Genomic DNA, 25,927 nt, shown 5'->3' on the forward strand with positions numbered 1-25,927 from the left:
CGAGCGCGCTCGGCGACCTGCGGCGCCCGCCGCCGTGCACTCGCGCGCCCCGCGGCTCGGGCGCTAGCTCGACCAGCCCTCGCGCCGCGCCCGGCGCGGGACGCGCGCACGCCCGTCGAGGAGCTCGAGCAGCTCGACGCGGGCCCGGGCCACCCGGGAGCGGATCGTCCCGAGCGGGCACCCGCAGACCTCTGCCGCCTCGTCGTAGGAGAGGCCGAGCACCTGGGTGAGGACGAAGGCGGCGCGGCGCTCGGGCTCGAGGCGCCGGACGAGGTCCGCGAGGGCGGCGTGCTCGGCGGCGTCGGCGGCGACGAGCTCGTCACGGGGCGTACCCGCGGCGAGGGTACCCGCCTCGCGACGACGCCTGGTCCGGGACCGCAGGTCGTCCATGCACGCGTGCCTCGCGATGGCGAGGAGCCAGGTCCGCGCCGAGGCGTCGGCCCTGAACCGAGGCAGCGCCCGGACGGCGCGGACGAAGACCTCCTGGACCAGGTCCTCTGTCGCCTGGCGGTCACCGAGGGAGGCACAGAACCGCCACACCTGCTCGTAGGCGAGCTCGACGAACTCCTCGAGCGCCTGGTCGTCACCGGCCCGGGCACGCAGCGCGGCACGGGTGAGCTCGTCCACGCGCGCCAAGGCTACGCAGCGACCTTCGCGCGCCGCGAGCAGCCGGGAGGTACGGGGTCGAGCATCGACTCGGGAACCATCCGCGGCGCTCGGGCGACTACCACCGTGTGGACTGCGCAACCGCCCGGGAGGAGCTCTCGTCGCGCCTCGACGGCGAGTCGGGCGGCGCCGCTCGCGAGGAGCTCGACGCCCACCTCGTCGCCTGCCGCGCCTGTCGAGCGTGGCGAGAGCGCGCCCACGAGCTCGCCCGGAGCACGAGGCTCCAGCCAGGCCCGGCGCCACGGCCGCCCGAGGCGCTCCTCCAGGCCGTGCGCGACGCACGCGCCGGGGCGCTGCCGCGTCGGGGCGCGATGGGCGCCGCCCGCGCCGCGCTCGTGGGGGTGGCCGCAGCCCAGCTCACGCTCACCGTGCCGGCTCTCGTCCTCGGCCGCGACCGCGCTGCGCCGGTGCACGTCACCCACGAGGTCGGCTCCTTCGATGCAGCCGTCGCCGTCGGGTTCCTCGTCGCAGCCTGGCGACCGGGACGGGCGATCGGGATGCGCACCCTGATCGGCGCGGCCGCCGCCCTGCTCGTCGTCACGGCGCTCGTCGACCTCGCACTCGGCCGTACTGGCCTGCTGGACGAGGCGCCGCACCTGCTCGTCGTGGCGGGATGGCTGCTCGTGCGCCGTCTCGCGGCGCTCGCCCCCCCGTCGTGGGACCGCCCGCGCTCGCTCCGCTCGGCGCTCGCGGTCGCGACGACCGCCGCAGTGCGTCGGCCGACGGGAGCTCGCCGGGTCGCACCGGCCGAGGCGCAGCGGCCCGGAGCGGCGCGCGGGGCGTCGACGGGTGCCCTGGCGCGGCGAGCGGCGAGCACTCGACCGGCTCGCGAGGCGGCCTCCCGGTGACGCTCACGCTCGCCGGCGCGACCTCGGGGCCCCTCGCCTACGCCTTCGGCCTGGGCCTCGCCGGCGCGTGCAGTCCCTGCGGGTTCCCGCTGCTCCCCGGCTACCTGGCGGTCTTCGCAGGTGCCGACGCCGAGACGGGCGCGCTCGGACGGACCGCTCGAAGTCTCGTCGCCGGCGCCTCGGTGACGGCCGGCTTCGTCCTCGTGTTCGGGCTCCTCGGTCTGCTCGTCGAGACCGGCGTGCGCCTCGTGGTGGGCTGGGTCCCCTGGGTGATGACCGTCGTCGCCGCAGCCATGACGGTGCTCGGCGTGCTCGTCGCGCTCGGCCGGCAGGTGCACCTGCGCGTGCCGAGGGTCCGCCTCGCAGGCTCGCGCCGCGTGCTCGCGATGGTGACCTTCGGCGTCGCGTACGCGCTGGGTTCGCTCAGCTGCGCCCTGCCCGTCTTCCTCGCCGGCGTGGCGGGGGCCTTCCTCCGTCTGGGCCTGCTGACCGGGACGCTCACCTTCGTCGCCTACGCCCTGGGGATGGGGCTGCTGCTCGTCGCGCTCAGCCTCGTCGTCGCCCACGCCGGCGTGCTCGCCGTGCGCCGCGTCCGGATGCTCGCGCGCCTCGTGCCCAGGGCGTCCGGCGTGGTGCTGAGCGTCGCCGGCCTGTACCTGCTCTGGTACTGGGTGAGCGACCTCGCCGCGCCGAGCCTCACGCCGGCACCGCTGCGCGTGGTGGAGGGCGCCCAGTCCGCGCTCAGCGGCTGGCTCGCCAGCTCCTCGGTGACGGTCGGCGCGGCGCTCGGCGCGGTGGTCGTCACGGCACTCCTGCTCGCCGCGATCGCGCTCGGGCGCGGCGGCGGCCGGCGGCCGGTCCGAGGCGGCGCGCCGGCGACGATCGCGCGAGGAGAGGAGCTCGGTGGCGCACGACGTGGACGATGAGGGCGTGACCGTGCCCCCGCCCGGGGGCGGCGAGCCCACCGCGAGCGGTCCCGCGGCGCGCCGCCGCGGGTCGCTCCTCGCCGGCCTCGGCGCGGTCGTGCTCGGCGCGGTCCTCGCCGTCGTCCTGCTCAACGGGACCGGCACCGGCCCGAGCGGCTCCGACGTCGCCCCCGGCATCGACACGCCGGCCGCCGATCTCCTCCAGCTCGACTACCTCGGTCCAGCGAACGAGTACACGCCGGCGAACTTCACCCTCACGGACCAGTTCGGGCAGGCCGTCTCCCTCTCGCACCTGCGTGGCAAGGTGGTCCTGCTCTCGTTCAACGACGACCGGTGCACCGACCTGTGCACCCTGCTCGCGCAGGACGTCGTCGCCGCCGACCGCGACCTCGGGCCGGCGGCGAGGCGCGTCGTCTTCCTCTCGGTCAACGTGAACCCCTTCTACCCCCAGGTGCGCTACGTGAGGCAGTGGGCGCAGGACCACGGACTCGGGCACGTGGCCAACTGGATCTCCACCACCGGCCCGGTGAACGTGCTCGGCGCGATCCGCAGGCGCTACGGCGTCTACCTCAGCGTCGACGCCCGGACGCGCACGGTGGTCCACGGCACCGAGCTCTTCTACATCGACCCCGCCGGCCGGGTCGTCGCCGTCGGCGAGTACGGCACGAACGCTGCGAGCACCGCGCTCTACGCCCATGCCATGGCCCAGATGGCCGTCGATCTCCTGCCCGCCGCCGAACGGACCGCCGTCGGCGGGCCGCCGGTGCCCGCTCCGACGGCCACGAACGCGAGCGTCGGCGCCCCTGGCCCGTCGTTCTCCCTGCCCATCCTCGGCCGATCGCGCGAGCACCTGTCGTCGACGGACCTTCGGGGTAGGTACGCCGTCCTCAGCTTCTGGGCCAGCACGTGCACGGCCTGCCGACAGGAGATGCCCGACGTCGAGCGGGCCTACCGGGACCTCGGGCGAGACGTCGCCCTCGTCGGGGTCGACGTCGCCGACCGCCCGGACGCGGCGGCCGCAATCGCGAGGCGTCTCGGCGCCACCTACCCGCTCGTGTCCGACGCAGCCGGAACCCTCGCCGGCGCCTACCGGATCTCCGGCCTGCCCTTCACGGTGATCCTCGGGCCACGCGGCACCGTCCTCGTCCGCCATCCGGGCGACCTCACGACCGAGCAGCTCGAGTACGTCGTGAGGAGCGAGGACCAGGCGCTCGGTGGGAGCTGAACGGTGCACCGGGGCGTCGACGCCGCTCGGCAGGCGCGCCGTGCGCCGCGCCGGCCCGACTGCGGGGACCCATGTCCGTAGCTGCAGGTCACTGGCTCGCCGCCACCGGTGCGCCTCGCGCTGCGGTGCGCCTGCACGTCCTGCTGACCGGCATCCAGACCGGGCCGCTCGACCTGGTCGCTGACGCGCTCGAGCTCCTGCTGCTCGCGCTCTACGCGCTGGGACGACATCGCCTCGTCCGGCGGGGGAGGACCTGGCCCGCCTGGAACACCGCCGCCTTCGCCGCGGGCGTGGCCCTGCTGTGGATCGCCGTCGGCTCCGGCCTCGCCGCCTACGACGAGAGCAGCGCGACCCTGCACGTCGTCCAGCACGTGCTCCTGATGATGGTGGTCCCGCCGCTCCTGGCGCTGGGCAAGCCGGTCACCCTGGCGACGCAGGCGGCGTCGCGACGGAACCAGCTCCGCATCCTGCAGGTGGTGCACAGCCGGGCCGCGGCGACCCTCACCTTCCCCGTCGTCGTCTGGTTCCTCTACTACGGGACGATGTACGTCTACTTCATGACGGGTGCCTACCCGTACTCGATCGCCCACCCCCTGTTCCACGACGCGACCCACCTGTGGTGCCTCCTCGTCGGCTACCTCTTCTGGCATCCGCTGGTCGGCCTCGACCCCGCTCGCTGGCGCTGGTCGTACCCGGTCCGGATCGGCTCGCTCTTCCTCGGCATGCCCTTCGAGGCCTTCCTCGGGATCGGGATCTCCGAGATGCCGCATCCGATCGCGCCCGTCAACTCGCTGGCGGACACCCACAGCGCCGGCGACACGTTCTGGATCCTGTCCATGACGGCGACCGGCTTGTGCCTGGGCGTCGTGGTCCTCCAGTGGTTCGGGCAGCTGGCACGCGAGACCGCCCGCGAGGATCGTCGAGCCGAGATCGCCGCCGAGCGGAACCGGGCTCGGGCCGAGGAGCTGGGCGTGCACCTGCCGCCCGGCATGACCCTGCCCTGGTGGCGCCTGGACGAGCTCGAGGCGCGCCAGGCACGACGCGCCGGGAGCGACGTCCCCGGAGCGTCCACGCGCGCCGGGAGGGGCGAGCCGGCTGACCCTGGCGGTGCGCGCTCGGCCGAGCGGTAGGCGGGCGGCGAGCATCCTCGCCTCGCGCCCGGTGAGGACCGGTCCGGCCACCTGCGCCCGGTTCCCGCTGCTCGTCGGCCAGCGCCTGGCACCGGCGCCGCGCTCACGCCGAGGCGAGCACCGCCTCGATCGCGTCGAGCGGGATCGGCCCGCGGCGTAGCTCGACCGGTCGGCCCTCCACGATCGAGACGACGCTCGAGGGCTCGCCGGCGCGCTGCCCGCCGTCGAGCAGCGCGATGGCCCCGAAGGCGGCGCGCACCTCGGCCGGGCTCGTGCACGGCGGTTCGCCGTGGCGGTTCGCGCTCGTCACCGCGAGCGGTCCGACCAGCTCGCACAGCCGGCGCACCCCCGGATCGTCCGGGCAGCGCAGCCCGACGGTGGCCGCGTCGCCCCCGACGGCCAGCTCGACGCCACGGGAACGCCGCACGACGACGGTGAGCGCGCCGGGCCAGAACGCGCGCGCGAGCGCCTCGAGCGGGCGGTGCGGCGGCGCGGCGAGCGACAGCGCCTGGTCGAGGCCGGCGACGAGGACGGGGAGGGCGAGCGCGTCGGGCCTGCCCTTCAGCTCGAAGACGCGTGCCGTCGCCGCCGGGGAGTCCGGGCGGGCCGCGAGCCCGTAGACGGTGTCGGTCGGAACGGCGACGACCTCGCCGGCGCGCAGCGCCTCGGCGAGCTCGTCGAGGCGCGGGTCCTCGCTCACCAACGGGCCACGAGGACGCGCCTGCGCCCGGCGAGGTCACGCTGGACCGCCGCCTCACGGGCGCCGGCGCGCGCCGCGAGCGCCAGGACCTCGTCTGCCTGGTGCGGAGCGAGCTCGAGCACGAGCGAGCCACCCGGCGAGAGGTGGTCCGGGGCGCCCGAGACGACGACCTCGATCGCCTCCAGGCCCGTCGGCCCCGCCACGAGTGCCTCCTTCGGCTCGTGGTCGCGCACGACCGGGTCGAGGCGTTCCCACTCCGCCACGGCGAGGTAGGGGGGGTTCGAGACGATGCAGTCGAACGCGGCCGGGGACGCGGCCCCGAGGGCCTCGTAGAAGTCGCCTTCGACGAGCTCGACGCGGGCCGCCACGGCGGACGGCAGGCGCTCGAGGTTCGCCCGCGCCAGCTCGAGCGCGGCGCGCGAGGCCTCGACGGCCACGACCGCGGCCCCGCCCTCGAGCGCGAGCGCGAGCGCGATGGCGCCCGAGCCCGTGCCGAGGTCGGCGGCACGTGCCGGCGCCGGGTGCCGCGCGAGCTCAGCGAGCGCGTGCTCCACGACGACCTCGGTCTCGGGTCGGGGGATGAGGGCACGGCAGTCGACGAGGAGGTCGAGGGAGCGGAAGCCCCAGTGGCCGAGCACGTACTGGAGGGGCTCGCCTGCGAGCCGCCGCCTCGTCGCCGCCTCGAGCGCGGCGAGCGCCCCCGGGCTCGGCGCCTCGTCGAGGCGCGGCGCGAGCCGCGCGAGGTCGCTCCCGGCGACCTCCTCGAGGAGCAGGCGCGCCTCGTGGCGGGCGCCGAGGACCCCCGCGGTGGTCCCGAGCAGCTCCCGCCAGGTCACGGCGAGCCGTCGGCCTGCGCGAGCTGGCGGCGGCGCTCGTCCTCGAGCAGGGCGTCGACGAGCTCGTCGAGCTCCCCGTCGAGGATGCGATCGAGCTTGTAGAGGGTGAGGCCGATCCGGTGGTCGGTGACCCGGTTCTCCTTGAAGTTGTAGGTGCGGATCTTGTCCGCCCGACCACCGGCGCCGACCTGGGCGCGCCGCGCGCTCGAGAGCTCCTGGGCCCTGCGGTCCTGCTCGAGCTTCAACAGGCGCGCTCGCAGGACCTGGAGGGCCTTCGCCCGGTTCTGGATCTGGCTCTTCTCGTCCTGCATCGCCACGACGAGCCCGGTCGGCAGGTGCGTGATGCGCACCGCCGAGTCCGTCGTGTTCACGGACTGGCCACCGGGGCCGGTCGAGCGGTAGACGTCGATCCTCAGGTCGGCAGGGTCGATCTCGACCTCCACCTCGTCGGCCTCGGGCAGCACGGTGACCGCGGCAGAGGAGGTGTGCACCCGGCCCTGCGACTCGGTCACCGGGACCCGCTGGACGCGGTGGGTGCCGCCCTCGTGCTTGAGGCGCTGCCAGGCCGTGTCGCCCTTCACGACGAACGTCGCCTCGTCGATGCCGCCGAGGTCCGAGGCCTGCACCTCGAGGGGCTCGACCCGCCAGGCGTTGCGCTCCGCGTAGCGCAGGTACATCTCGTAGAGGTCCTTGGCGAACAGGTTCGCCTCCTCGCCGCCCTCCGCCCCGCGAACGGTGACGATCACGTTGCGCCCGTCGTTGGGGTCCCGCGGGAGCAGGAGCTGCCGGAGCTCGGCCTCGCAGGCCGAGAGGCGCGCCTCCGCCTCGGCGAGCTCGGCGCGCACGAGGTCGCGGCTGTCGGGCGGGGCCTCCTCGAGCAGCTCCCTCGCCGCGTCGCGATCCGCGCGCGCCGCCGCGAGCGCCTCGAGGGCGCGCTCGATCGGCTCGAGCTCCTTGTGCCGGCGCGAGAGGGCGAGGAAGGCCCGCCGGTCCCGCGCGACCGCGGGGTCGGCGAGGCGCGCCACGACGTGCGCGTACTCGCGGCGCAGCTCCTCGAAGCGCTCGAGATCTCCCACCGCCGCAGGTTACCGGCTCGAGGGCGCCGACCTGCGAGCGCGCTCAGCGGCGCCTGGCGGCTCGCCGGCCGTAGCGGCGTTCGAAGCGCTCCACCCGTCCGCCGGTGTCGACGAGCTTCTGCTTGCCCGTGTAGAAGGGGTGGCACTCGTTGCACAGCTCGACGTGCAGCTCGGCCTTGGTCGAGCGCGTCGTGAAGGTGTTGCCGCACGAGCAGCGCACCTGCGCGACGACGTAGCTCGGGTGGATGTCGCTCTTCATCGAGGTCGCATCGTAGCGGCGCCGGGCAGCGCTGCCGGTCAGTTGCCGGTGAACGGCGCCCTGGCGATCTCGGCCAGGAACTCGTCGTTCGACGCCGTCGTCCGGATCTTGTCGATCAGCAGCTCGAGGCCTGCGGCGGCGTTGCCCTCGCTGCTCAGCGCGTTCAGCACGCGGCGCAGCTTCCAGACCTGCTGCAGCTGCGAGCGCTCGAAGAGCAGCTCCTCGTGGCGCGTCGAGCTCCCGTTCACGTCGATCGCCGGGTACAGGCGCCGCTCGGCGAGGCGACGGTCGAGGCGCAGCTCCATGTTGCCGGTCCCCTTGAACTCCTCGAAGATGACCTCGTCCATCTTCGAGCCCGTCTCCACCAGCGCGGTGGCGAGGATGGTGAGCGAGCCGCCCTCCTCGATGTTGCGCGCCGCACCGAAGAAGCGCTTCGGCGGGTAGAGCGCTCCCGAGTCGACGCCACCCGACATGATGCGGCCGGTGGCAGGCTGCGCGAGGTTGTACGCCCGAGCCAGGCGGGTGATGCCGTCGAGGATGATGACGACGTCGCGCCCGAGTTCGACGAGGCGCTTGGCCCGCTCGATCGTCAGCTCCGCGACCGCGGTGTGCTCGTCGGCCGGGCGGTCGAAGGTCGACGCGATGACCTCGCCGCGCACCGAGCGACGCATGTCGGTGACCTCCTCGGGCCGCTCGTCCACGAGGAGGACGATGAGGTGGACGTCGGGGTTGTTCGACTCGATCGAGTGCGCGATCTGCTTCATGATCGTCGTCTTGCCAGCCTTCGGCGGCGAGACGATCATCCCGCGCTGGCCCTTGCCGATCGGGGAGATGAGGTCGACGATGCGCGCCGTCAGGTTCGACGGGTCCCCGGGGAGCTCGAGACGGAGACGCTCGTCGGGGAAGAGGGGCGTCAGGTCCTCGAAGCGTCGCCGCTGGCGGGCGTCGTCGGGCGAGAGGCCGCAGACCGAGTCGATCCTGATGAGCGCCGGGTACTTCTCGCTCGGCCCGGCCGGGCGGCACGCCCCCTCGATGGCGTCCCCGCGCCGCAGCGCGAAGCGGCGCGCCTGGCTCACCGAGACGTAGACGTCCTTCGAGCTCGGGAGGTAGCCGCTCGTGCGCAGGAAGCCGTAGCCCTCCTCGCGCAGGTCGAGCAGCCCCTTGACCGGCACGAGCTCGCCCTGCCAGGCCACCTCGGGCCCCGGCGCGCCCTCGCCGCGCTCGCGCTCGCGCCGCCGACGGCGGCTCCGGCGGTTGCCGATCTCGCCCTGCGGGCTCGGTACGACGACGGGATGACGGGCGAAGCCCGCGTGCCCGTTGCGCGGTGCCCGTCCGTCGTCGGCGCGCACCGTCTCCGCCGGCGCCTCCGCCGTCGCCTCGCCCGCCGGGCCCGCGTCGACGGTGGGCTGCTGGGGCGGCGCCGCGGGCGCGCTGGCCGCGCCCGCCTCGGGTCCGGCGAGCGCGACGCCGGTCTCGCCGTCGCCCTGTCGGCGGGTCCGTCGGGCCTCGCCCGCACCCTCGGAGGCGCGATCGACGCCGGACTCGGGCGGGGTCGAGCCGTTGCCGTCTGCCTCAGCGTGCGCAACCTGCGGAGTGGGTGCCACGCCCGTCGCCGTGAGGATGAGGTCGATGATGTCCGACTTCTTCGAGCGCGCGGACGGCTTGAGCGACATCGCTGCGGCGATGGCGTGGAGCTCGTCGCGCTCTTTTCGTTCGAGGATCGAGCGCTCCAGCTGCTCTCCTGCCATGGCTCTCCACTCCTGCTCGCTGAGACACCTCTCGCCGGTCGTCGCCGCACCGTGCGACTCGCCCTGCGCATCCGCCGTGGCGGGCGGTGAGCGAGGTCTGCGAAGGTGGACGCTGCGTCTTGGACCCTCGGGGGACGATCTGCGAGGTGACGCGGGGTGCGACCACGACGGTTCCCCATCCGGCGAGTGAGCGCACGAACGCGACATCACGCCGCGCGGGTGGTTGTGCGACGAGTGTACCGCCTGGCGCGCCACTCGGCAACGCGCGCGGGTCGGCAACGCGCGCGGGGCGGCGGACCCGCGTGCCGGCCGCACGGTGCGCGGCGCGCCCCGGGCCCTACAGGCCGAGTGCGGCCGCGACGGCGTCGAAGGTGGCGTCGACCGCGTCGGGCACGCGCACCTGGCTGATGGCGAGGTCGGGGTCCTTGAGGCCGTGCCCGGTGAGGACGCAGACCACCCGGGACGACGGTGGGACGCCGACGCTCAGCAGGCCCGCGACCGACGCCGCCGAGGCCGCCTCGCAGAAGACGGACTCCTCGGCGGCGAGGAAGCGGTAGGCGGCGAGGATCTCCTCGTCGCTCACGGCGGCGATCGCCCCGCCGGACTCGGCGACCGCCGCCGTGGCGCCGTACCAGGAGGCCGGGTTGCCGATGCGGATCGCCGTGGCGACCGTCTCCGGGTGCTCGATCGGGTGCCCCGCGACGATCGGGGCAGCGCCGGCCGCCTGGAAGCCGAGGAGGCGGGGCAGCTTCGTCGAGCGTCCGGCCGCCTTGTACTCGAGGTAGCCCTTCCAGTAGGCGGTGATGTTCCCGGCGTTGCCGACCGGGATGCAGTGCACGTCAGGCGCGTCCCCGAGCGCGTCGACGATCTCGAACGCGCCCGTCTTCTGCCCCTCGATCCGGTGGGGGTTGACCGAGTTGACGACCTCCACCGGCGCACGCTCGGGCAGGGCGCGCACGATCTCGAGCGCGGCGTCGAAGTTGCCGCGCACCTGCAGGACGCGAGCGCCGTGGACGAGCGCCTGGGCCAGCTTGCCGAGCGCGATGTGGCCCTCGGGGATGAGGACCGCGCACGACAGGCCGGCGCGCGCCGCGTACGCCGCGGCGGAGGCCGAGGTGTTCCCCGTCGAGGCGCAGACGACGGCACGCGCACCCTTCTCGAGCGCCTTGGAGATCGCGACCGTCATGCCCCGGTCCTTGAACGAGCCGGTCGGGTTGGCCCCCTCGACCTTGAGGTACACCTGCGCGCCGACGCGCTCGGACAGGCGCGGCGCGGGCAGCAGCGGCGTGTTGCCCTCGTGCAAGGTGACGATCGGCGTCGCCTCGCCGACCGGGAGGTACTCGGCGTAGGCGGCGATGACCCCTGCCCAGGGACGACTGCCCAGCGCGCCAGTCGGAGGCCTCGGGCTCATCCCGACCGCTCCGGACCGATGACCCGGACCAGCCCGCCGATGCGCTCGACGGCGTCGAGCTTCGCCAGGTCGCCGAGCGTGGCCTGGACGTCGGCCTCGCGCGCCGTGTGGGTGATGAAGACGAGACGCGCCTCGTCGCCGAGCCCGACCTGCTCCATCGAACGGATCGAGACGGCGTGGTCCCCGAAGACGCGCGCCACGTCCGCGAGCACGCCGGGCCGGTCCGCCACGTCGAGGGCGAGGTAGTACTGGGCCCGCAGCTCGTCGATCGGGCGGATCTCGAGCCGCCGGCGTCGCACGCGCCGCGGCCGGCGGCCCGCAGCGAGCGATCCCGCCGCGTCGAGCAGGTCGCCGAGGACCGCGCTCGCGGTCGGCCGCCCGCCGGCGCCCCGCCCGTAGAGCATGAGCTCGCCGGCCGCCTCGCCCTCGATGAACACCGCGTTGAACGCCCCCCGCACCTTCGAGAGCGGGTGGTCCGACGGCAGCATCGCCGGGTGGACCCGCACGGCGATGCCGGCTCCCTCGCCCTCCCCCTCGAGCTCGGCGATCGCGAGGAGCTTCACCTCGTAGCCGAGCCGGTGCGCGAACTCGATGTCGGCGACGGCGATCGACTCGATGCCCTCCCGGTAGACGTCGCCGGCGACGACGTCGGCCCCGAAGGCGATGCCGGCGAGGATGGCCACCTTCGCCGAGGCGTCGAAGCCCTCGACGTCGGCTGCCGGGTCCTGCTCGGCGTAGCCGAGCCGCTGGGCCTCCGCGAGGGCCTCGGCGTAGTCGATGCCGTCCTCGCTCATGCGCGAGAGGATGTAGTTCGTCGTGCCGTTCACGATCCCCATGACCCGGCGGACGCGCTCGCCGGCGAGGGAGACCTCGAGCGCCCTGAGCAGCGGGATGGCGCCGCCGACGGACGCCTCGTACAAGAGCGCGACGCCGGCTTCGTCCGCGGCGGCCTGCAGCTCCGCGCCGACGTTGGCGAGGAGCTCCTTGTTCGCGGTGACGACCGGCTTGCCGGCCCGCAGCGCGGCGAGGATGCACGAGCGCGCCGGCTCGATGCCCCCGATCAGCTCCACGACGACGTCGACTCGAGGATCGGTGGCGACCGCTCGCGCGTCGTGGGTGAGCAGGCCCTCGGGGACGGCCGCGGCGCGGGCCTTGGCGAGGTTGCGCACCGCGACGCCGGCGAGCTCGAGGCGGACCCCGCAGCGCTCGGCGATCGCCGCCGCCTCGTGCTGCAGCAGCTCGACGAGCGCCGAGCCGACGTTCCCGCAGCCGAGGACGCCGACGCGCACCGCTCTCGTGGGCCCGGGTGGCGCCTGGTTGCTCACCGGCCCACGGTAGTCAACGGCAGTCAACTCGGGCACTCCAGCCGAAGCAGGTCCTCGACCTGCTCGCGCCGCACGACGACGCGCGCTCGGCCGCCGGCGACGAAGAGGACCGGCGGCCGCCCGAGCCGGTTGTAGTTCGAGGCCATGGCGAAGCCGTAGGCGCCGGTGACGGGCGTGGCGAGGATGTCCCCGACCGCGACGTCGGCGGGCAGCCGGGCGTCGGCGACGAGGACGTCTCCCGACTCGCAGTGCTTGCCCACCACGCGCGCCGCGAACGGCCGGCTGGCGTCGGCGGCGCGTGGGAGGAAGGCCTCGTAGCCGCTCCCGTAGAGGACGGGGCGGGGGTTGTCGCTCATGCCGCCGTCGACGGCGACGTACGTGCGCACCCCGGGGATCGTCTTCATCGTGCCCACCCGGTAGCAGGTGAGGCCGGCCGTCGCGACGATGGAGCGGCCCGGCTCGGCGGTGAGGCGCACGCCCTCGATCCCCGCCGCCGCGACCGCAGCGCGAAGGCGCGCCGCCCACTCGGCGATCGAGGGGGCGCGCTCGCCGTTGAGGTAGGCGACCCCGAGGCCGCCGCCGACGCACAGCTCGCCGAGCCCGTGCGCGCGCACGAGCGGGGCGAGCAGCGCGACGGCGCGCTCGAAGGCATCGAGTCGGAAGATCTGGCTGCCGATGTGGGCGTGCACCCCAACCACGCGTGCCGCGCCGATCCCGCGCAGCTCCCGCAGCGCCTCGTCGGCGGCACCGGAGGCGAGGGAGAAGCCGAACTTCGAGTCCTCCTGCCCGGTCATGACGAACTCGTGGGTGTGCGCCTCGATCCCGGGCGTCACGCGCACGAGGACCGGCTGGGAGCCGGCCGGCCGGTCCCCGAGGAGGCGTCGCAGGCGCGCGATCTCGTCGAAGGAGTCGACGACGACGCGGCCGACGCCTGCCGCGAGCGCGGCCGCGAGCTCGTCCTCGCTCTTGTTGTTCCCGTGCAGCACGAGGCGCTCGCCGGGCGCGCCCGCCGCCAGCGCGACGGCGAGCTCGCCGCCGGTCGACACGTCGAGCGAGAGCCCCTCCTCGAGGGCGAGGCGGGCCATGGCGGTGCACAGGAACGCCTTCGTCGCGTACGCCACGCCGGCGCCGAAGGCGCCGAGCGCCTCCCTGCAGCGCGCCCGCAGGTGCGCCTCGTCGTAGACGAACAGCGGCGTCCCGTGCTCCTCGGCGAGCTCGACGAGGTCGACGCCGCCGACGCGCAGCCGCCCCCCCGGCGCCACCTCCGCCGTGTCGGGCAGGAGGTGGCGGGCGAGCGGCGCCTCGCTCGGCGCGCCCGCGAGGGGGCCGGGCGCCTCCCCGCCCACCTCACATCACCTCGGGCGCGGACACCCCGAGCAGGTCGAGGGCGATGGCGAGCCCGATGCGCGTCCCCTCGACGAGCCACAGCCGCGCCGCGGCGAGCGGGGGCGCGATGCCGTCGCCGACGACGCGGCAGTCGTGGTAGAAGCCGTGGAACTCGCCGGCGAGGCGGCGCACCCAGTTCGTCACCTTGTACGGCGCCCGCTCGAGCGCCGCCTCGGCGACCGTCGCCGGCAGCAGCTCGAGCGTCCGCAGCAGGGCGAGCTCCCGTTCGTGGACGAGCTGGGAGAGGTCGGTGGCCTCGAGCGGCGGCCGCGACGCGCCGCGCTCGGCGGCGAAGCGCGCGATCGAAGCGATCCGGGCGTGCGCGTACTGCACGTAGTAGACGGGGTTCTCCATCGACTGGCGCTTGACGAGGTCGACGTCGAGCGTCGTCGCCTGGTCGATCGAGCTCGTGAGCGCCATGAGCCGGGTCGCATCCGGCCCGAGGTCGTCGACGAGGTCGTCGAGGCGGACGTAGACCCCGGAGCGCTTCGACATCCGCTCGCCGCCGACGAGCGAGACGAGCTGGCCGAGGTGCACCTCGAGTCGGCTCGGGTCGATGCCGAGCGCCGCCACCCCCGCCTTGAGGCTCGCCACCTGGCCGTGGTGGTCCGCCCCGAAGACGTCGATCACGCGGTCGAATCCCCGCACGAGGAACTTGTCGCGGTGGTAGGCGAGATCGCCGGCGAGGTAGGTGAGCTCGCCGTCCGACTTGACGAGGACGCGGTCGCGCGCGTCGCCGAGGCGCGACGAGGCGAGCCAGGTGGCGCCGTCGCGCTCGTAGACGAGGCCGCGGCTGCGCATCAGCTCGATCGTCTCCGCGACCTTGCCGCTCTCCTCGATCGACGCCTGGGAGTACCACGAGTCGTAGTGGATCCCGAGACGCGCGAGGGTCGACCGGATGTTCTCGAGGATGTGCTCGGCGGCGAAGCGCCCCGCCACGGTGACGTCCTCGGGACCGTCGTAGCGGCGAGCGAGCTGCGCGACGTACTCGCCCTGGTACCCCTGCTCGGGGACCGCCTCCCCGCGGCGCCGCGCGAGGAGGCTCTCGCCGAGCAGTCTGATCTGGTTGCCCGTATCGTTCACGTAGTACTCGCGCTCGACGCGCCAGTTGCACCGGCCGAGCAGGCGCGCCAGCGCGTCCCCGTAGGCGCCGAGCCAGCCGTTGCCCACGTGGAGCGGACCGGTCGGGTTCGCCGACACGAACTCGACCTGGACCCGCTCGCCCTGGCCGAGGTCCGGGCACGCGTAGCCCGTCTCGCCGGCGACGAGGAGCTCGCGCAGCGCCTCGTACAGCCACGAGGGGTCCAGGCGGAAGTTGACGAATCCGGGACCCGCGACCTCGACGCTGGCGACGTGCGGCAGGGTCGCCTCGGCGAGACGGCGGGCGAGCTCCTCCGCGAGCGCCCGCGGCGCGCGGCGCGCGGCGCGCGCCGCGGCGAGCGCTGCGTTCGTCGCGAAGTCGCCGTGCTCGGCGCGCGCCGGCCGCTCGAGGCGGACGGCACCGCCGGGAACCTCGATCCCCATCTCCGCGAGCGTGGCGCGCACCGCCTGGGCGAGCGCGTCGGTGATCGACATGGCGCAGTGAGGATGACCGACGGACGGCTACCATGCAACCGAGCCGACGGCGCTCGAGCGCTCCTGCCCTCGTAGCTCAGGGGATAGAGCACCGGCCTCCGGAGCCGGGTGCGCAGGTTCGAATCCTGCCGAGGGCGCCGACCGCTAGACCAGCGACGTCGCCGGGGACTCCCTCCCACGGCGCGCAATCCGAGAGCGGCGGTCGCGCAGCGGGTGCGACGGCTCGAGGAGATCGTCGCCTTCACTCGGCTCGCCTGCCGCCGTCACCGTTCTCGGTCGGTCGGGATGGCGGAACCGGCGGCGACAGCCCACCTGTCCGTCCAGGCGCCAGCCGTCACGCTCCAGCGCACCGATGACGTCTCGCACCTTCACGAGTTCAAGGTACGGGATCGACGGAGCCCCCGGCTCCTCGGGTGGGATGGGAGCAGCAGGAGGCCTAGCGCCAGGCGACCTCGAAGCGATCGGCCATCATGACCTTGTCCCAGGCGACGACGAAGTCGGCCGCGAACTTCTCCCGGGCGTCGCTTGCGGCGTAGACCTCGGCGATCGCCCGGAGCTGGGAGTTGGCCCCGAAGACCAGGTCGACCGCCGAGGCGGTCCAGCGCAGCCGCCCGCTCGCCCGGTCCCGACCTTCGTAGGTGTGCTCCTCGGCAGCCGACGGCGACCAGACCGTGCCCATGTCCAGCAGGTTGACGAAGAAGTCCGTGGTGAGGAGCCCGCGCCGGTCGGTCAGCACCCCGATCGCGCGGTCGGCGAAGGTCGCCCCGAGGACCCGCAGTCCGCCCACCAGGACGGTCATCTCGGGAGCACTCAGCCCCAGGAGGGAGGCCCGCTCGACCAGCAGGTGCTCGGGAGGCAGCTGCTCGCCAGGCCGCAGGTAGTTGCGGAACCCGTCAGCCCGGGGCTCGAGGACAGCGAAGGACTGGACGTCGGTCTGCGCCTCGCTGGCGTCCGTCCGGCCGGGCACGAAGGGCACGCTGACGCGCACCCCGGCTCGGCGGGCGGCCTCCTCGATGCCGGCGCAGCCGCCGAGGACGATGAGGTCGGCGAGGGAGATCCTCCTGCCGCCTCGCTGCGCCTCGTCGAATCGGGCCTTGATGCGCTCGAGGACCCCGAGGACGGCGGCCAGCTCGACGGGGTCGTTCACCGGCCAGTCCCGCTGGGGGGCCAGCCGAATGCGCGCGCCGTTCGCCCCGCCTCGCTTGTCGGTCCGGCGGAAGGTCGAGGCCGAGGCCCAGGCGGTGCGGACGAGCTGGGCGACGGTGAGGCCCGAGTCGAGCAGGCTGCGCTTCAGCTCGGCCACGTCGCGCTCGTCGACGAGCTCGTGGTCGACGGCCGGCACCGGGTCCTGCCAGATCTGAGGCTCCTCGGGTACCAGTGGACCGAGGTAGCGGGAGCGAGGGCCCATGTCCCGGTGCGTCAGCTTGAACCAGGCCCGGGCGAAGGCCTGCTCGAGCGCCTCGGGGTGCTGGCGGAAGCGCTCGGCGATGCGCCGGTAGCGGGGATCGACCTTCAGGGCGATGTCGGTGGTCAGCATCATCGGCGGGGTCCGCCTGGAGGGATCGTGGGCGTCGGGCACCTGCTCCCGGGCGGCGGGGTCGGTGGGCACCCACTGCGTGGCTCCGGCGGGGCTGGTGGTGGGTTCCCAGTCGTAGCCGAAGAGGTTGTCCAGGTAGCCGGTATCCCAGCGGGTGGGGTTGGCCGTCCAGGGACCCTCGATGCCGCTCGTGTAGGTGTAGGGTCCGCTGCCGGTTCTGTAGGTGTTCTTCCACCCGAGGCCCTGCTGCTCCAGGGGCGCCCCCTCGGGCTCCGCTCCCACGTAGCGGGCCGGGTCGACCGCCCCGTGGCACTTCCCGAAGGTGTGGCCGCCCGCGATCAGTGCCACGGTCTCCTCGTCGTCCATGGCCATCCGAGCGAAGGTTTCCCGGATGTCCTGGGCAGCCGCCAGCGGGTCGGGGTTGCCGCCGGGGCCCTCGGGGTTGACGTAGATCAGGCCCATCTGCACCGACCCGAAGGGACCGGCGATCTCCCCGGGCTGCCCGGTGCGCTCGTCGCCCAACCAGGTCCGCTCGGGCCCCCAGTTGACGTCCTCCTCGGTCTCGAAGACGTCCACCCGACCCCCGCCGAAGCCCAGGGTCCGAACGCCCATCGCCTCCAGGGCGCAGGTGCCGGCGAAGACGATCAGGTCGCCCCAGGAGAGGTGGCGCCCCCACTTCTGCTTCACGGGCCAGAGCAGTCGGCGAGCCTTGTCCAGATTGGCGTTGTCCGGCCAGCTGTTCACCGGGGCCAGGCGTTGGGCACCGGTGCCGGCCCCGCCTCGACCGTCGGCCACCCGGTAGGTACCGGCCGCGTGCCAGGCCATCCGGACGAACAGCGGACCGTAGTGCCCCCAGTCCGCGGGCCACCACGACTGGGAGGTGGTCATCACCGCCTCGAGGTCTCGCCGCAGCTCGGCCAGGTCCACGCTCGAGAAGGCGGCCTTGTAGTCGAAGCCCTCGCCGAGGGGATTGGCCCGGGGCGAGTGCTGGTGGAGGATCCGCAGGTTCAGCTGATTGGGCCACCAATCCAGGTTCGAGCCGTCGCCGACGCCGGTGTGCAGGAAGGGGCAGCGGGCTTCGTCGGACGCTGCTTCGGACATGGGACACCTCCAGGGGGGCACGGACGGGAGAGCGGGCGCCGGGTGATCGACCGTCGCCAGGGCTGAATGCCGGTCTGCCGGGTCGTTCAACCCCTCCTGAGACTAGACTAATTCTAAACTCAGAGTCAACCAAAAAATGGGGCCGGGGTGCGTTGCTCGTCGGCGATGCCTCGCTCGGCGAGCGCTGGCGATCGGTTCGCGGGGACCCGACCCGAGGACGCGCGCGCCGCGAGGCCGCGCGCTCGACCCTCGAGGGGTCGTGCTCGGATGCCACAAGCGAGGTGCGCTCGCGCGCCGCTTCGACGCCGTGGTCGAAGCGGGTGACGTGCGAGCGGTCCTCCCCGACGCAGCTGGCCAGCCTGAGGCGCAACCTTCAGTCGCCCCACAGGCGCCGACGGGGCCCCGCGGCACGCGCGCGCAGGTAGGCGAGCACCGTCCGCTCGCCGTCTGCCGTGAGCGCCACCGTGTGCGGCGTGAGCTCGCGGGCGGTTCCTCGCTCCCAGGTCGCCTCCTCCTCGTCGAGGAGGTCGAAGAGCTGCCACCAGCGAACGGGGCGGTAGATCGCCGAGAGGACGTGGTCAGCGGTGATCGGTCCGACCGGGGTCGACCACCCCTGCGCCTCGAGGATCGGGTGCAGGTCGGCGACGAGCTGGCGCACCTCGACGCGCCCGGCCAGCAGGCGCAGGCCCACGAGCTCGGTGACCATCGCGGTGAACTCCGAGCCGTCCTCGGTCGTGCGCGCGAGCTGCGCCCAGAGCGCCTCGGGCCGGGCGAGCAGCGTCGCCCCGCGGGCGGTGAGCAGGAGACGCCGACCCCGCCGCCGCACGAGCCGCAGCCGGCTCGCCACCTCCCGGAGGGTGGACAGCGCAGCGACCTCGGCCTCCGAGTGCGGCGGCGTGTGCCAGTCCCACCAGCCGAAGCGCTCCACCGCGGCGAGCACCGTGGCCCGGGCGAGGTAGCCGGCCTGCGTCAGCGCCGTGCCGTCCGGCCCGCTCGCAGCCGCGAGCAGCCAGCGCATCGGCTCGACGGCTCGCGCCGGGTCGGGGGGCAGCTCGACGGGATGGAGGAGGCGGTTCGCCACCGACGACCGCCACGCTCGGTGCGTGCCGTGGCGGGCGCCCTCGATCCACGTCGCGACGCGCTCGGTGGTGACGAGGCTCGCGAGCGTCTGGCCCGGTGGCAGGTCGAGCGGACGTCCGAGCACGGCCTCGCTGATCGCGACCGCCTTCGTCCGCCAGCGTGCAGCACCCGGGACGAGCTCGCCGGCGGCGACCGCGTCGCCGAGCGCGCGCTCGACCGCGTCGTAGGCGCGTGCTTCGTCGATCCCCATGACCGAGCCCCACTCGAGGAGCTCGGTGTCGGGTGGCTCGACGCCCGACCGCGCGTGCGCCTCCTGGAAGGCCGCCATCCCCTCGAAGGGGCCGACCCTCCACGCCTCGAGGACCCGCCTCGTCTCCGCTGACCGGGCGACGTGGGCGAGGTGCGACAGGCGCAGCTCGTGGAGGAGCGCGCCCGTCGATTCGACGAGGTCGTCCCACTCGCGCGCAGGGCAGTCCCGAGGCATCCGCCACCACAGGAAGCGCTGGAGGACGGCCTGGTGGACGAGGCCGACGCCCTCCCCGCAGGTGAGCCCGTCGGCCGCGACCTGCGCCGCGAGCGCGAGGTCCGGACGCCGCGCGACGACCCTCCCGAGCGCGCGCTCAACCGCTTCGTCGCTCATCGCTACCTCCCTGCACGATCCGGAGCACCGTGCCCGGGCGCCGCTCACCGGCCTCGAGGTCGACGCCGGTCAGCACGAGGCAGCGCTGGCGCAGGTGCGCTCGGTGGAAGCCCGGGCGATCGGCCGCCTCGAAGACCTCGACGGCGAGCGCACGCCGGCCGGCACGCAGCGCGCTCAGCGCCATCGCCTCGATCGGCATCCAGTGGTCGCTGCCGAGCCGGGCCGCGGCGGCGACGTAGCGACCGAAGCGCCTGCCGGCAACGGCGAGCCACGCGAGCTGCTGGAGGGCCTCGTCGGCCTGGAAGTCGAGGTACTGCGAGCGACACTGCGAGGCGAGACCGAGCAGGTACCCCTCGACGGCCTCCACCTGGCTGGCAGGCAGGTTCCGCCACGGGAGCGTCTCCTCGGCGTGCCCGAGCCCGTAGTCCTCGAACACGACGAGGTCGCACAGGTCCTCCCAGAACACCTCGGCCGGCACCCCCGAGGCCTCCCAGTCGAGGGAGAGGTAGGTGTGCCAGGCGGCGCGCCGCAGCTCCCCGACGTTGCCGTGGGAGTCGTCGACCCGCTCGGCGAGCTCACAGCCGACCGCGTGGAAGGCGCGGAAGAGCGCGAGCCGCTGCGCGCTCGCGAGGTCGCGTCGGTCGAGGCGCTCGAGCCGCTGCTCGACTCGGCGAACGAGGGCGAAGCTCTGGTACTTGGAGACGTAGCCGCCGCGCCCGAGCACGCCGCGGAACGCCTCGTAGGAGGGGAGCGGGTCGACCGGGAAGGCGCTCCAGCGCCCTCGACGGGCGCGCGCCACGTGGCGCGCCCGAGGTGTCTCGCGCATCGAGGGCGTGAGCGCGCGCTCGTCGATGGCGTCGGCGCTCACCTTGGCGCGTGCCCGCTCGACCAGGCGCGGCTCGGCCAGCACCTCCGGCGTGGCGAGCGTCGCGACGCTGCAGCCGGCGACCGCGAGCCTCGATCGAAGGTCGGCCAGGTGGCTCAGCTTCGCCTCGCTCGCGCGTCGGCCACCGGCACGGTCTCGCAGCTCGGTCGCGAGGCGAGACTCGAGCCCGTCGAGGCTGCCGCCGTGGTCGCAGACGGCGACCGTGGCGAACCACAGGTCCCAGTGGGTCCAGAGCCGCCCCGCGCGTTCGGCCCACGGCTCGGGCCCGAGCACCCTCTGCCGCCGCGGGGTCGGACCGCTCACGGCCGGCGCCCCAGACGCCTGGCCCGCCGGCGCGTCGAGGCCACCGGAGCGCGACGCCCGGCGACGGCGACCGGTGCCGCACACGCCCGCCGGTTGCACGCGCTGCGTCCCCCCGTCGGCGGTCGCCGAGCGAGCGCGACGGGCCACGTGTGGCGTGCCCCCCGCCGTGGCGTGCGCTGGGCTCGACGCGCGCACCGGCCCGAGCGAGCGGACCCGAGGCGCCGTGACCGGTCCCGCGCACACCGTGGCCCGGCGCGCGAGCCGGCTCGCTCGAGGCGCCCGTCGGCCACGTCTCGCACCCGGTAGACGGCGACGACCACCGCCGCCACCCTACTGAGCGCGCGCGTGGCGTGCAGCGACCCTGACAGCCCGAGGCCCGAGGCGTTCGCGCGCGCTCGCGTTCACACGGTATTGACGGATCGTGTCCCCCGGTTGACGACGCGTTCACCTTCGAGACGGCATCGTCGGGGCATGGGTGACCTGCTCTCGGTGATCGGCACCGTGGCCTTCGTGCTCTCGATGCTCGCCGCAATCCGGGCCTTGGAGCGCGTGTGAGCATCGTCGAGGCGACCCTCCTCGCCCTCGCGGTGGGGCTGCTCGCCTACCTCGTCGTCGCGCTCGTGCGGCCCGAGTGGTTCTGATGGGGCTGTTCGCCTCCCTCGCCGTCCTCGTGGCCGCGCTCGCGCTCTCCTGGCGCCTTCTCGGCTCCTACCTGGCGGCGGTCTACGACGGCCGCCTCCGCTTCCTCGGCTTCCTCGAGCGTCCGCTGTACCGCATCCTCGGGGTCGACCCGGAAGCCGAGCAGTCCTGGCAGCGCTACGCCGGTGCGCTCGTCGTCTTCTCCGGCGTGTCGATCCTGCTCACCTACCTGGTCGAGCGCATCCAGTCGAGCCTGCCGCTCAACCCGGAGCACCTCGCCTCCGTCCCCCCCGCGCTCGCGTGGAACACGGCCGTCTCCTTCGTGACGAACACGAACTGGCAGAACTACGCGGGCGAGTCGACGATGTCGTACCTCACGCAGATGGCGGCGCTCGGGGTCCAGCAGTTCGCGAGCGCCTCGGTCGGCATCGCGGTGGCGGTCGCCCTCGCCCGGGGATTCGCTCGTCGCGGCGCTCCGACGATCGGCAACTTCTGGGTCGACCTCGTGCGAGGCGTCTGCTACGTGCTCGTCCCCGTCGCCTTCCTCGCCGGCATCGTGTACGTCGAGCAGGGAGCGGTGCAGACGCTCGCCGGCCCCGCGACGGTGCACGACGCGCTGACCGGGGCGACCCAGGTCATCGCGCGTGGGCCGGTCGGCTTCCTGGAGGCCATCAAGAACCTCGGGACCAACGGTGGCGGCTTCTTCAACGCGAATGGCGCGCACCCGTTCGAGAACCCGACCGCGCTCACGAACCTGCTGTCCGTCTTCCTCATGCTGTGCATCCCGGTCTCGCTCACCTACACGTTCGGGAAGATGGTCGGGAGCACCAGGCAGGGGGTCGCCCTCCTCATGGCGATGGCGGTGATCTTCGCGGCCTGGCTGGGTTTCACGACCTACGCCGAGACTCGTCCCAATCCCGCGGTCGCCGCCGCGCACGCCGTCGCCCAGCCGCAAGGCAACGTCGAGGGCAAGGAGGTCCGCTTCGGGGTCCTCTCCTCCGCCCTCTACGACGTCACCGCCACCCAGACCTCCACCGGCAGCGTCGATGGCTCGAACGACTCCTACACCCCGATGGGAGGCTTCGGGCTCCTCTCGGGCATGATGCTGGGCGAGGTCTCCCCCGGTGGCGTCGGCAGCGGGCTCTACACGATCCTGCTCTTCGCCGTCGTGACCGTGTTCATCGGCGGGCTGATGGTCGGCCGGACGCCCGAGTACCTCCGCAAGAAGATCCAGGCGAGGGAGGTCAAGCTCGCCGCCATCGCCGTGCTCGTCATGCCGCTCACCGTCATCGTCGCCACCGCGATCGCGGTGTCGGTGCACGCGGGGCGCATCGCCCCGTCGAACGCGGGCCCGCACGGCTTCAGCGAGATCCTCTACGCCTTCACGTCGCAAGCCAACAACAACGGCTCCGCGTTCGCCGGGCTGCGCTCGGACACGCCCTTCTACGACGTGGCGGGTGCCATCTCGATGCTGCTCGGCCGCTTCGGGGTCATCGTCCCGGTGCTCGCCCTCGCGGGTTCCCTCGCCGGGAAGCAGCTCGTACCGACGAGCCGAGGCACGCTTCGCACCGACACCCCGCTGTTCGTCGGGCTCCTGATCGCCGTGATCCTCATCGTCGGCGGGCTCACGTTCTTCCCTGCGGTCTCCCTCGGCCCGATCGTCGAGCAGCTCAGCCACGGGAGACTCTTCTGATGGGCACAGGCGGTCGGAACGTCCACTCGGCGCGCGGCGTCGCCCAGCCCCGATCGCTGCTCGATCCGGAGATCCTCCTCCAGGCGGCTCGCGCTGCGGTGGTGAAGCTGGACCCGCGCGTCCAGGCTCGCAACCCCGTGATGTTCGTCGTCCTCGTCGGCACCTTGGTCTGCCTCGCCGAGACGGTGGCGCACCCAGGGATCTTCACGACGAGCATCACGATCTGGCTCCTGCTCACCATCCTGTTCGCGAACTTCGCCGAGGCGATGGCCGAGGGGCGAGGCAGGGCCCAGGCGGAGTCGCTCCGCCGCCTCCGGACCGACACCGAGGCGCGTCGCCTCAGCGACGGCCGCGAGGAGCGCGTCCCCGCCGCCTCGCTCGGCAGGGGCGACCTCGTCGTGTGCGAGGCGGGTGACGTCATCCCGTCCGACGGCGAGATCGTCGAGGGGATCGCCTCGGTCGACGAGTCCGCCATCACCGGGGAGTCCGCACCGGTGATCCGCGAGTCCGGAGGCGACCGCTCGGCCGTCACCGGCGGTACGAAGGTCCTGTCGGACCGCATCGTCGTTCGCATCACGGCCGAACGCGGGCAGACCTTCCTCGACCGGATGATCGGGCTGGTCGAGGGCGCGAACCGCCAGAAGACGCCGAACGAGGTGGCGCTCACGATCCTGCTCGTCGCGCTCACGATCGTCTTCCTCCCCGTCGTCGTCGCGCTGGACCCCTTCGGCCGGTTCGCCGGGGCGCGCCTCTCGGTCGTCGTCCTCGTCGCCCTCCTCGTCTGCCTCATCCCGACGACGATCGGCGCGCTGCTCTCTGCGATCGGCATCGCCGGCATGGACCGCCTGGTCCAGCGCAACGTCCTCGCCATGAGCGGACGGGCGGTCGAGGCGGCGGGCGACGTCCAGACCCTGCTGCTCGACAAGACCGGCACGATCACGTTCGGCAACCGCATGGCGACGGCGTTCATCGCGGTCGGCGGCCACAGCGAGTCCGAGCTCGCGGCGGCGTCCCAGCTCGCGTCGCTCGCCGACGAGACGCCCGAGGGCCGCTCGATCGTCGTCCTCGCCAAGGAGCGCTTCGCGCTGCGCGAGCGAGACCTCGGGGCGGGCCACACGTTCGTGCCGTTCTCGGCCACGACGCGCATGTCGGGCCTCGACGTCGACGGGCGGCGCATCCGCAAGGGAGCCGCCGACGCCATCCGTGCGTTCGTCGTCGGACAGGGCGGCACGATCCCCGCGGGCCTCGACCAGGTCGTCGAGCGAGTCGCGCGGGCCGGCTCGACGCCGCTCGTCGTCGCCGACGGCGCCGAGGTCCTCGGGGTGATCGAGCTCAAGGACGTCGTGAAGCAGGGGATCCGCGAGCGCTTCGAGCAGCTCCGAGCCGTGGGGATCCGGACGGTCATGATCACCGGCGACAACCCGCTCACCGCCGCCGCGATCGCGGAGGAGGCGGGCGTCGACGACTACCTCGCCCAGGCGACGCCGGAGGCGAAGCTCGAGCTCATCCGGTCCGAGCAGGCCGACGGGAAGCTCGTCGCCATGACGGGCGACGGGACGAACGACGCCCCCGCGCTCGCCCAGGCCGACGTCGGCGTGGCGATGAACACCGGAACGACCGCCGCCAAGGAGGCGGGCAACATGGTCGACCTCGACTCGAACCCGACGAAGCTCATCGACATCGTCGAGGTGGGCAAGCAGCTCCTCATCACCCGAGGCGCCCTCACGACCTTCTCGATCGCGAACGACATCGCGAAGTACTTCGCGATCGTCCCGGCGCTGTTCGCCGCCACCTACCCCCAGCTCGGCGCGCTGAACGTGATGCACCTCCACAGCCCGACGAGCGCCGTGCTCTCCGCCGTCATCTTCAACGCGCTCGTCATCGTCGCCCTCGTCCCGCTCGCGCTGCGCGGCGTGCGGTGGCGACCGGCGGAAGCGCCGGCGATCCTGCGCCGCAACGTCCTCGTCTACGGGCTCGGCGGCGTGATCACGCCGTTCGTGTTCATCAAGCTCATCGACCTGATCCTCACGGCGACGGGGGCCTTCTGATGCTCGTCCACCTTCGGCGGTCCGTCCTCGCCGGTCTCGCCCTCCTCCTCCTCGTCGGTCTCGCCTACCCCCTCGCCGGCACGGGGATCTCCCTCCTCGCCTTCCGCCACCAGGCGGAAGGTTCGCTCACGGCGGACGGGTCGACCCTCATCGGCCAGGCGTGGCCGGGGCCGAGGTGGTTCGAGGGACGGCCGTCGGCGACGCTGTCTGCGGGGCGAGGCCCCGACGGCATCGCCGTGTCGGGCGCCGCCAACCTCGGCCCGCGCTCGCGTGCGCTCGCAGCCACCGTCGCGCGCGAGGCAGCCCGGTGGCGGTCGATCGGGGTCGCGCCGACCGCCGACCTCGTCACCACCTCCGGGAGCGGGCTCGACCCGGACATCAGCCCGGCGGACGCCTTCGCCGAGGCGCCGGCCGTCGCGCGCGCCCGCCACCTGCCCCTCGCCGAGGTGCGCCGGCTCGTCGCCACCCAGGTGCACGGGGCCGAGTTCGGGTTCCTCGGCGAGCCGTACGTCGACGTCCTCGAGCTGAACCTGGCCCTGGCGCGGCTGAGGTGAGCAGCTGGGACTTCACGGCCCCGGGCAGCTGGGGCGGCCGCCCGATCGCCGGGGAGCTCGGCGCGGCCCGCCCGCGCCAGCGCATCCTCGTGACCGGTACGATCCGGGCGCTGCGCACGATCACCCGCAACGCGAACGGCTCGCCCGCCTTGTACTGCCTCTTCGAGGACGAAACGGGCGAAGTCGAGCTCGTCTTCCTCGGCCGCTCGGCCGTCCCCGGGCTGTCGGTGGGCACGCGCCTCACCGTCGAGGGGACCCTCGGGCGGGAGGGCGGGCGCCTCGTGTGCCTCAACCCGCGCTACCGCATCGAGGCGGGCGAGCAGCCGTGAGACGGG

The 25,927-nt window shown here is 73.8% G+C and carries 22 protein-coding genes and 1 tRNA gene; 10 read left to right on the forward strand and 13 right to left on the reverse strand.

What is annotated here, in order from left to right; all coding sequences use genetic code 11:
• Positions 1-63: 63 nt before the first annotated feature.
• Positions 64-627 carry a sigma-70 family RNA polymerase sigma factor gene (locus VKV23_05325; protein ID HLI15460.1) on the reverse strand — a complete coding sequence of 188 codons (564 nt, stop codon included), beginning with the start codon at positions 625-627 and terminating at the stop codon, positions 64-66.
• A 107-nt stretch (positions 628-734) separates the two neighbouring features.
• Here VKV23_05325 and VKV23_05330 point away from each other — a divergent pair, with 107 nt between their 5' ends.
• The 4 genes from VKV23_05330 (at position 735) to VKV23_05345 (ending at position 4,795) form a co-directional block, all read left to right on the forward strand.
• Positions 735-1,514, forward strand: a complete 780-nt coding sequence (locus VKV23_05330; GenBank protein HLI15461.1) for a zf-HC2 domain-containing protein — start codon at positions 735-737, stop codon at positions 1,512-1,514.
• Entirely contained in the window at positions 1,511-2,440 is a 930-nt protein-coding gene (locus tag VKV23_05335) for a cytochrome c biogenesis protein CcdA (GenBank protein HLI15462.1), read from the forward strand. Before VKV23_05330 ends, VKV23_05335 begins: the two co-directional genes overlap by 4 nt.
• Positions 2,418-3,665, forward strand: a complete 1,248-nt coding sequence (locus VKV23_05340) for a redoxin domain-containing protein (GenBank protein ID HLI15463.1) — start codon at positions 2,418-2,420, stop codon at positions 3,663-3,665. The genes VKV23_05335 and VKV23_05340 overlap by 23 nt, the downstream gene beginning before the upstream one ends.
• 125 nt (positions 3,666-3,790) lie before the next feature.
• Complete coding sequence (locus tag VKV23_05345; protein ID HLI15464.1) at positions 3,791-4,795, forward strand: cytochrome c oxidase assembly protein; 1,005 nt, start codon at positions 3,791-3,793, stop codon at positions 4,793-4,795.
• 103 nt (positions 4,796-4,898) lie between these two features.
• Here VKV23_05345 and VKV23_05350 read toward each other — a convergent pair whose 3' ends face one another.
• From VKV23_05350 to VKV23_05390, 9 genes are all read right to left on the reverse strand, one after another.
• Positions 4,899-5,495 (reverse strand): L-threonylcarbamoyladenylate synthase, encoded by a 597-nt coding sequence (locus VKV23_05350; GenBank protein HLI15465.1) that lies wholly within the window; start codon positions 5,493-5,495, stop codon positions 4,899-4,901.
• Complete coding sequence (gene prmC, locus VKV23_05355; protein ID HLI15466.1) at positions 5,492-6,331, reverse strand: peptide chain release factor N(5)-glutamine methyltransferase; 840 nt, start codon at positions 6,329-6,331, stop codon at positions 5,492-5,494. The genes VKV23_05350 and prmC overlap by 4 nt, the downstream gene beginning before the upstream one ends.
• Entirely contained in the window at positions 6,328-7,407 is a 1,080-nt protein-coding gene (prfA, locus tag VKV23_05360) for a peptide chain release factor 1 (protein HLI15467.1), read from the reverse strand. The genes prmC and prfA overlap by 4 nt, the downstream gene beginning before the upstream one ends.
• A gap of 43 nt (positions 7,408-7,450) precedes the next feature.
• Positions 7,451-7,666: a 50S ribosomal protein L31 gene (gene rpmE / locus VKV23_05365; GenBank protein HLI15468.1), complete on the reverse strand. Its 216-nt coding sequence runs from the start codon at positions 7,664-7,666 to the stop codon at positions 7,451-7,453.
• Positions 7,667-7,704: 38 nt separating this feature from the next.
• Positions 7,705-9,414 carry a transcription termination factor Rho gene (gene rho, locus VKV23_05370; protein HLI15469.1) on the reverse strand — a complete coding sequence of 570 codons (1,710 nt, stop codon included), beginning with the start codon at positions 9,412-9,414 and terminating at the stop codon, positions 7,705-7,707.
• A gap of 337 nt (positions 9,415-9,751) precedes the next feature.
• Positions 9,752-10,825, reverse strand: a complete 1,074-nt coding sequence (gene thrC / locus VKV23_05375; protein HLI15470.1) for a threonine synthase — start codon at positions 10,823-10,825, stop codon at positions 9,752-9,754.
• Positions 10,822-12,150 carry a homoserine dehydrogenase gene (locus tag VKV23_05380; GenBank protein ID HLI15471.1) on the reverse strand — a complete coding sequence of 443 codons (1,329 nt, stop codon included), beginning with the start codon at positions 12,148-12,150 and terminating at the stop codon, positions 10,822-10,824. Before VKV23_05380 ends, thrC begins: the two co-directional genes overlap by 4 nt.
• A gap of 23 nt (positions 12,151-12,173) precedes the next feature.
• Positions 12,174-13,496, reverse strand: a complete 1,323-nt coding sequence (gene lysA / locus VKV23_05385; GenBank protein HLI15472.1) for a diaminopimelate decarboxylase — start codon at positions 13,494-13,496, stop codon at positions 12,174-12,176.
• 1 nt (position 13,497) lies between these two features.
• Positions 13,498-15,111, reverse strand: a complete 1,614-nt coding sequence (locus VKV23_05390; GenBank protein HLI15473.1) for an arginine--tRNA ligase — start codon at positions 15,109-15,111, stop codon at positions 13,498-13,500.
• 65 nt (positions 15,112-15,176) lie between these two features.
• Here VKV23_05390 and VKV23_05395 point away from each other — a divergent pair.
• Positions 15,177-15,248, forward strand: a tRNA-Arg gene (locus VKV23_05395).
• A 299-nt stretch (positions 15,249-15,547) separates the two neighbouring features.
• Here VKV23_05395 and katG read toward each other — a convergent pair.
• The 3 genes from katG to VKV23_05410 form a co-directional block, all read right to left on the reverse strand.
• The gene (gene katG / locus VKV23_05400; GenBank protein HLI15474.1) at positions 15,548-17,749 is read right to left on the reverse strand and encodes a catalase/peroxidase HPI; all 2,202 of its coding nucleotides are present in this window, start codon (positions 17,747-17,749) and stop codon (positions 15,548-15,550) included.
• Between the two features lie 373 nt (positions 17,750-18,122).
• Entirely contained in the window at positions 18,123-19,469 is a 1,347-nt protein-coding gene (locus VKV23_05405; protein HLI15475.1) for a hypothetical protein, read from the reverse strand.
• Positions 19,450-20,628, reverse strand: a complete 1,179-nt coding sequence (locus VKV23_05410; GenBank protein HLI15476.1) for a hypothetical protein — start codon at positions 20,626-20,628, stop codon at positions 19,450-19,452. The genes VKV23_05405 and VKV23_05410 overlap by 20 nt, the downstream gene beginning before the upstream one ends.
• A 581-nt stretch (positions 20,629-21,209) precedes the next feature.
• Here VKV23_05410 and kdpF point away from each other — a divergent pair.
• From kdpF to VKV23_05435, 5 genes are read left to right on the forward strand one after another with little or no spacing between them, the layout of a single operon-like run.
• A complete protein-coding gene (gene kdpF / locus VKV23_05415; protein ID HLI15477.1) occupies positions 21,210-21,299 on the forward strand; it encodes a K(+)-transporting ATPase subunit F in 90 nt (29 codons plus the stop codon).
• Positions 21,299-22,990, forward strand: coding sequence for a potassium-transporting ATPase subunit KdpA (kdpA, locus tag VKV23_05420; GenBank protein HLI15478.1), 1,692 nt, complete (start codon positions 21,299-21,301; stop codon positions 22,988-22,990). The genes kdpF and kdpA overlap by 1 nt, the downstream gene beginning before the upstream one ends.
• Entirely contained in the window at positions 22,990-25,038 is a 2,049-nt protein-coding gene (gene kdpB, locus VKV23_05425; GenBank protein HLI15479.1) for a potassium-transporting ATPase subunit KdpB, read from the forward strand. Before kdpA ends, kdpB begins: the two co-directional genes overlap by 1 nt.
• A complete protein-coding gene (locus VKV23_05430) occupies positions 25,038-25,592 on the forward strand; it encodes a potassium-transporting ATPase subunit C (GenBank protein HLI15480.1) in 555 nt (184 codons plus the stop codon). Before kdpB ends, VKV23_05430 begins: the two co-directional genes overlap by 1 nt.
• Positions 25,589-25,921 (forward strand): OB-fold nucleic acid binding domain-containing protein, encoded by a 333-nt coding sequence (locus tag VKV23_05435; protein HLI15481.1) that lies wholly within the window; start codon positions 25,589-25,591, stop codon positions 25,919-25,921. The genes VKV23_05430 and VKV23_05435 overlap by 4 nt, the downstream gene beginning before the upstream one ends.
• The last annotated feature ends 6 nt before the right edge of the window (positions 25,922-25,927 follow it).

The sequence above is a fragment of the Acidimicrobiales bacterium genome, assembly GCA_035294085.1.
GTDB lineage: Bacteria > Actinomycetota > Acidimicrobiia > Acidimicrobiales > Bog-793 > DATGLP01.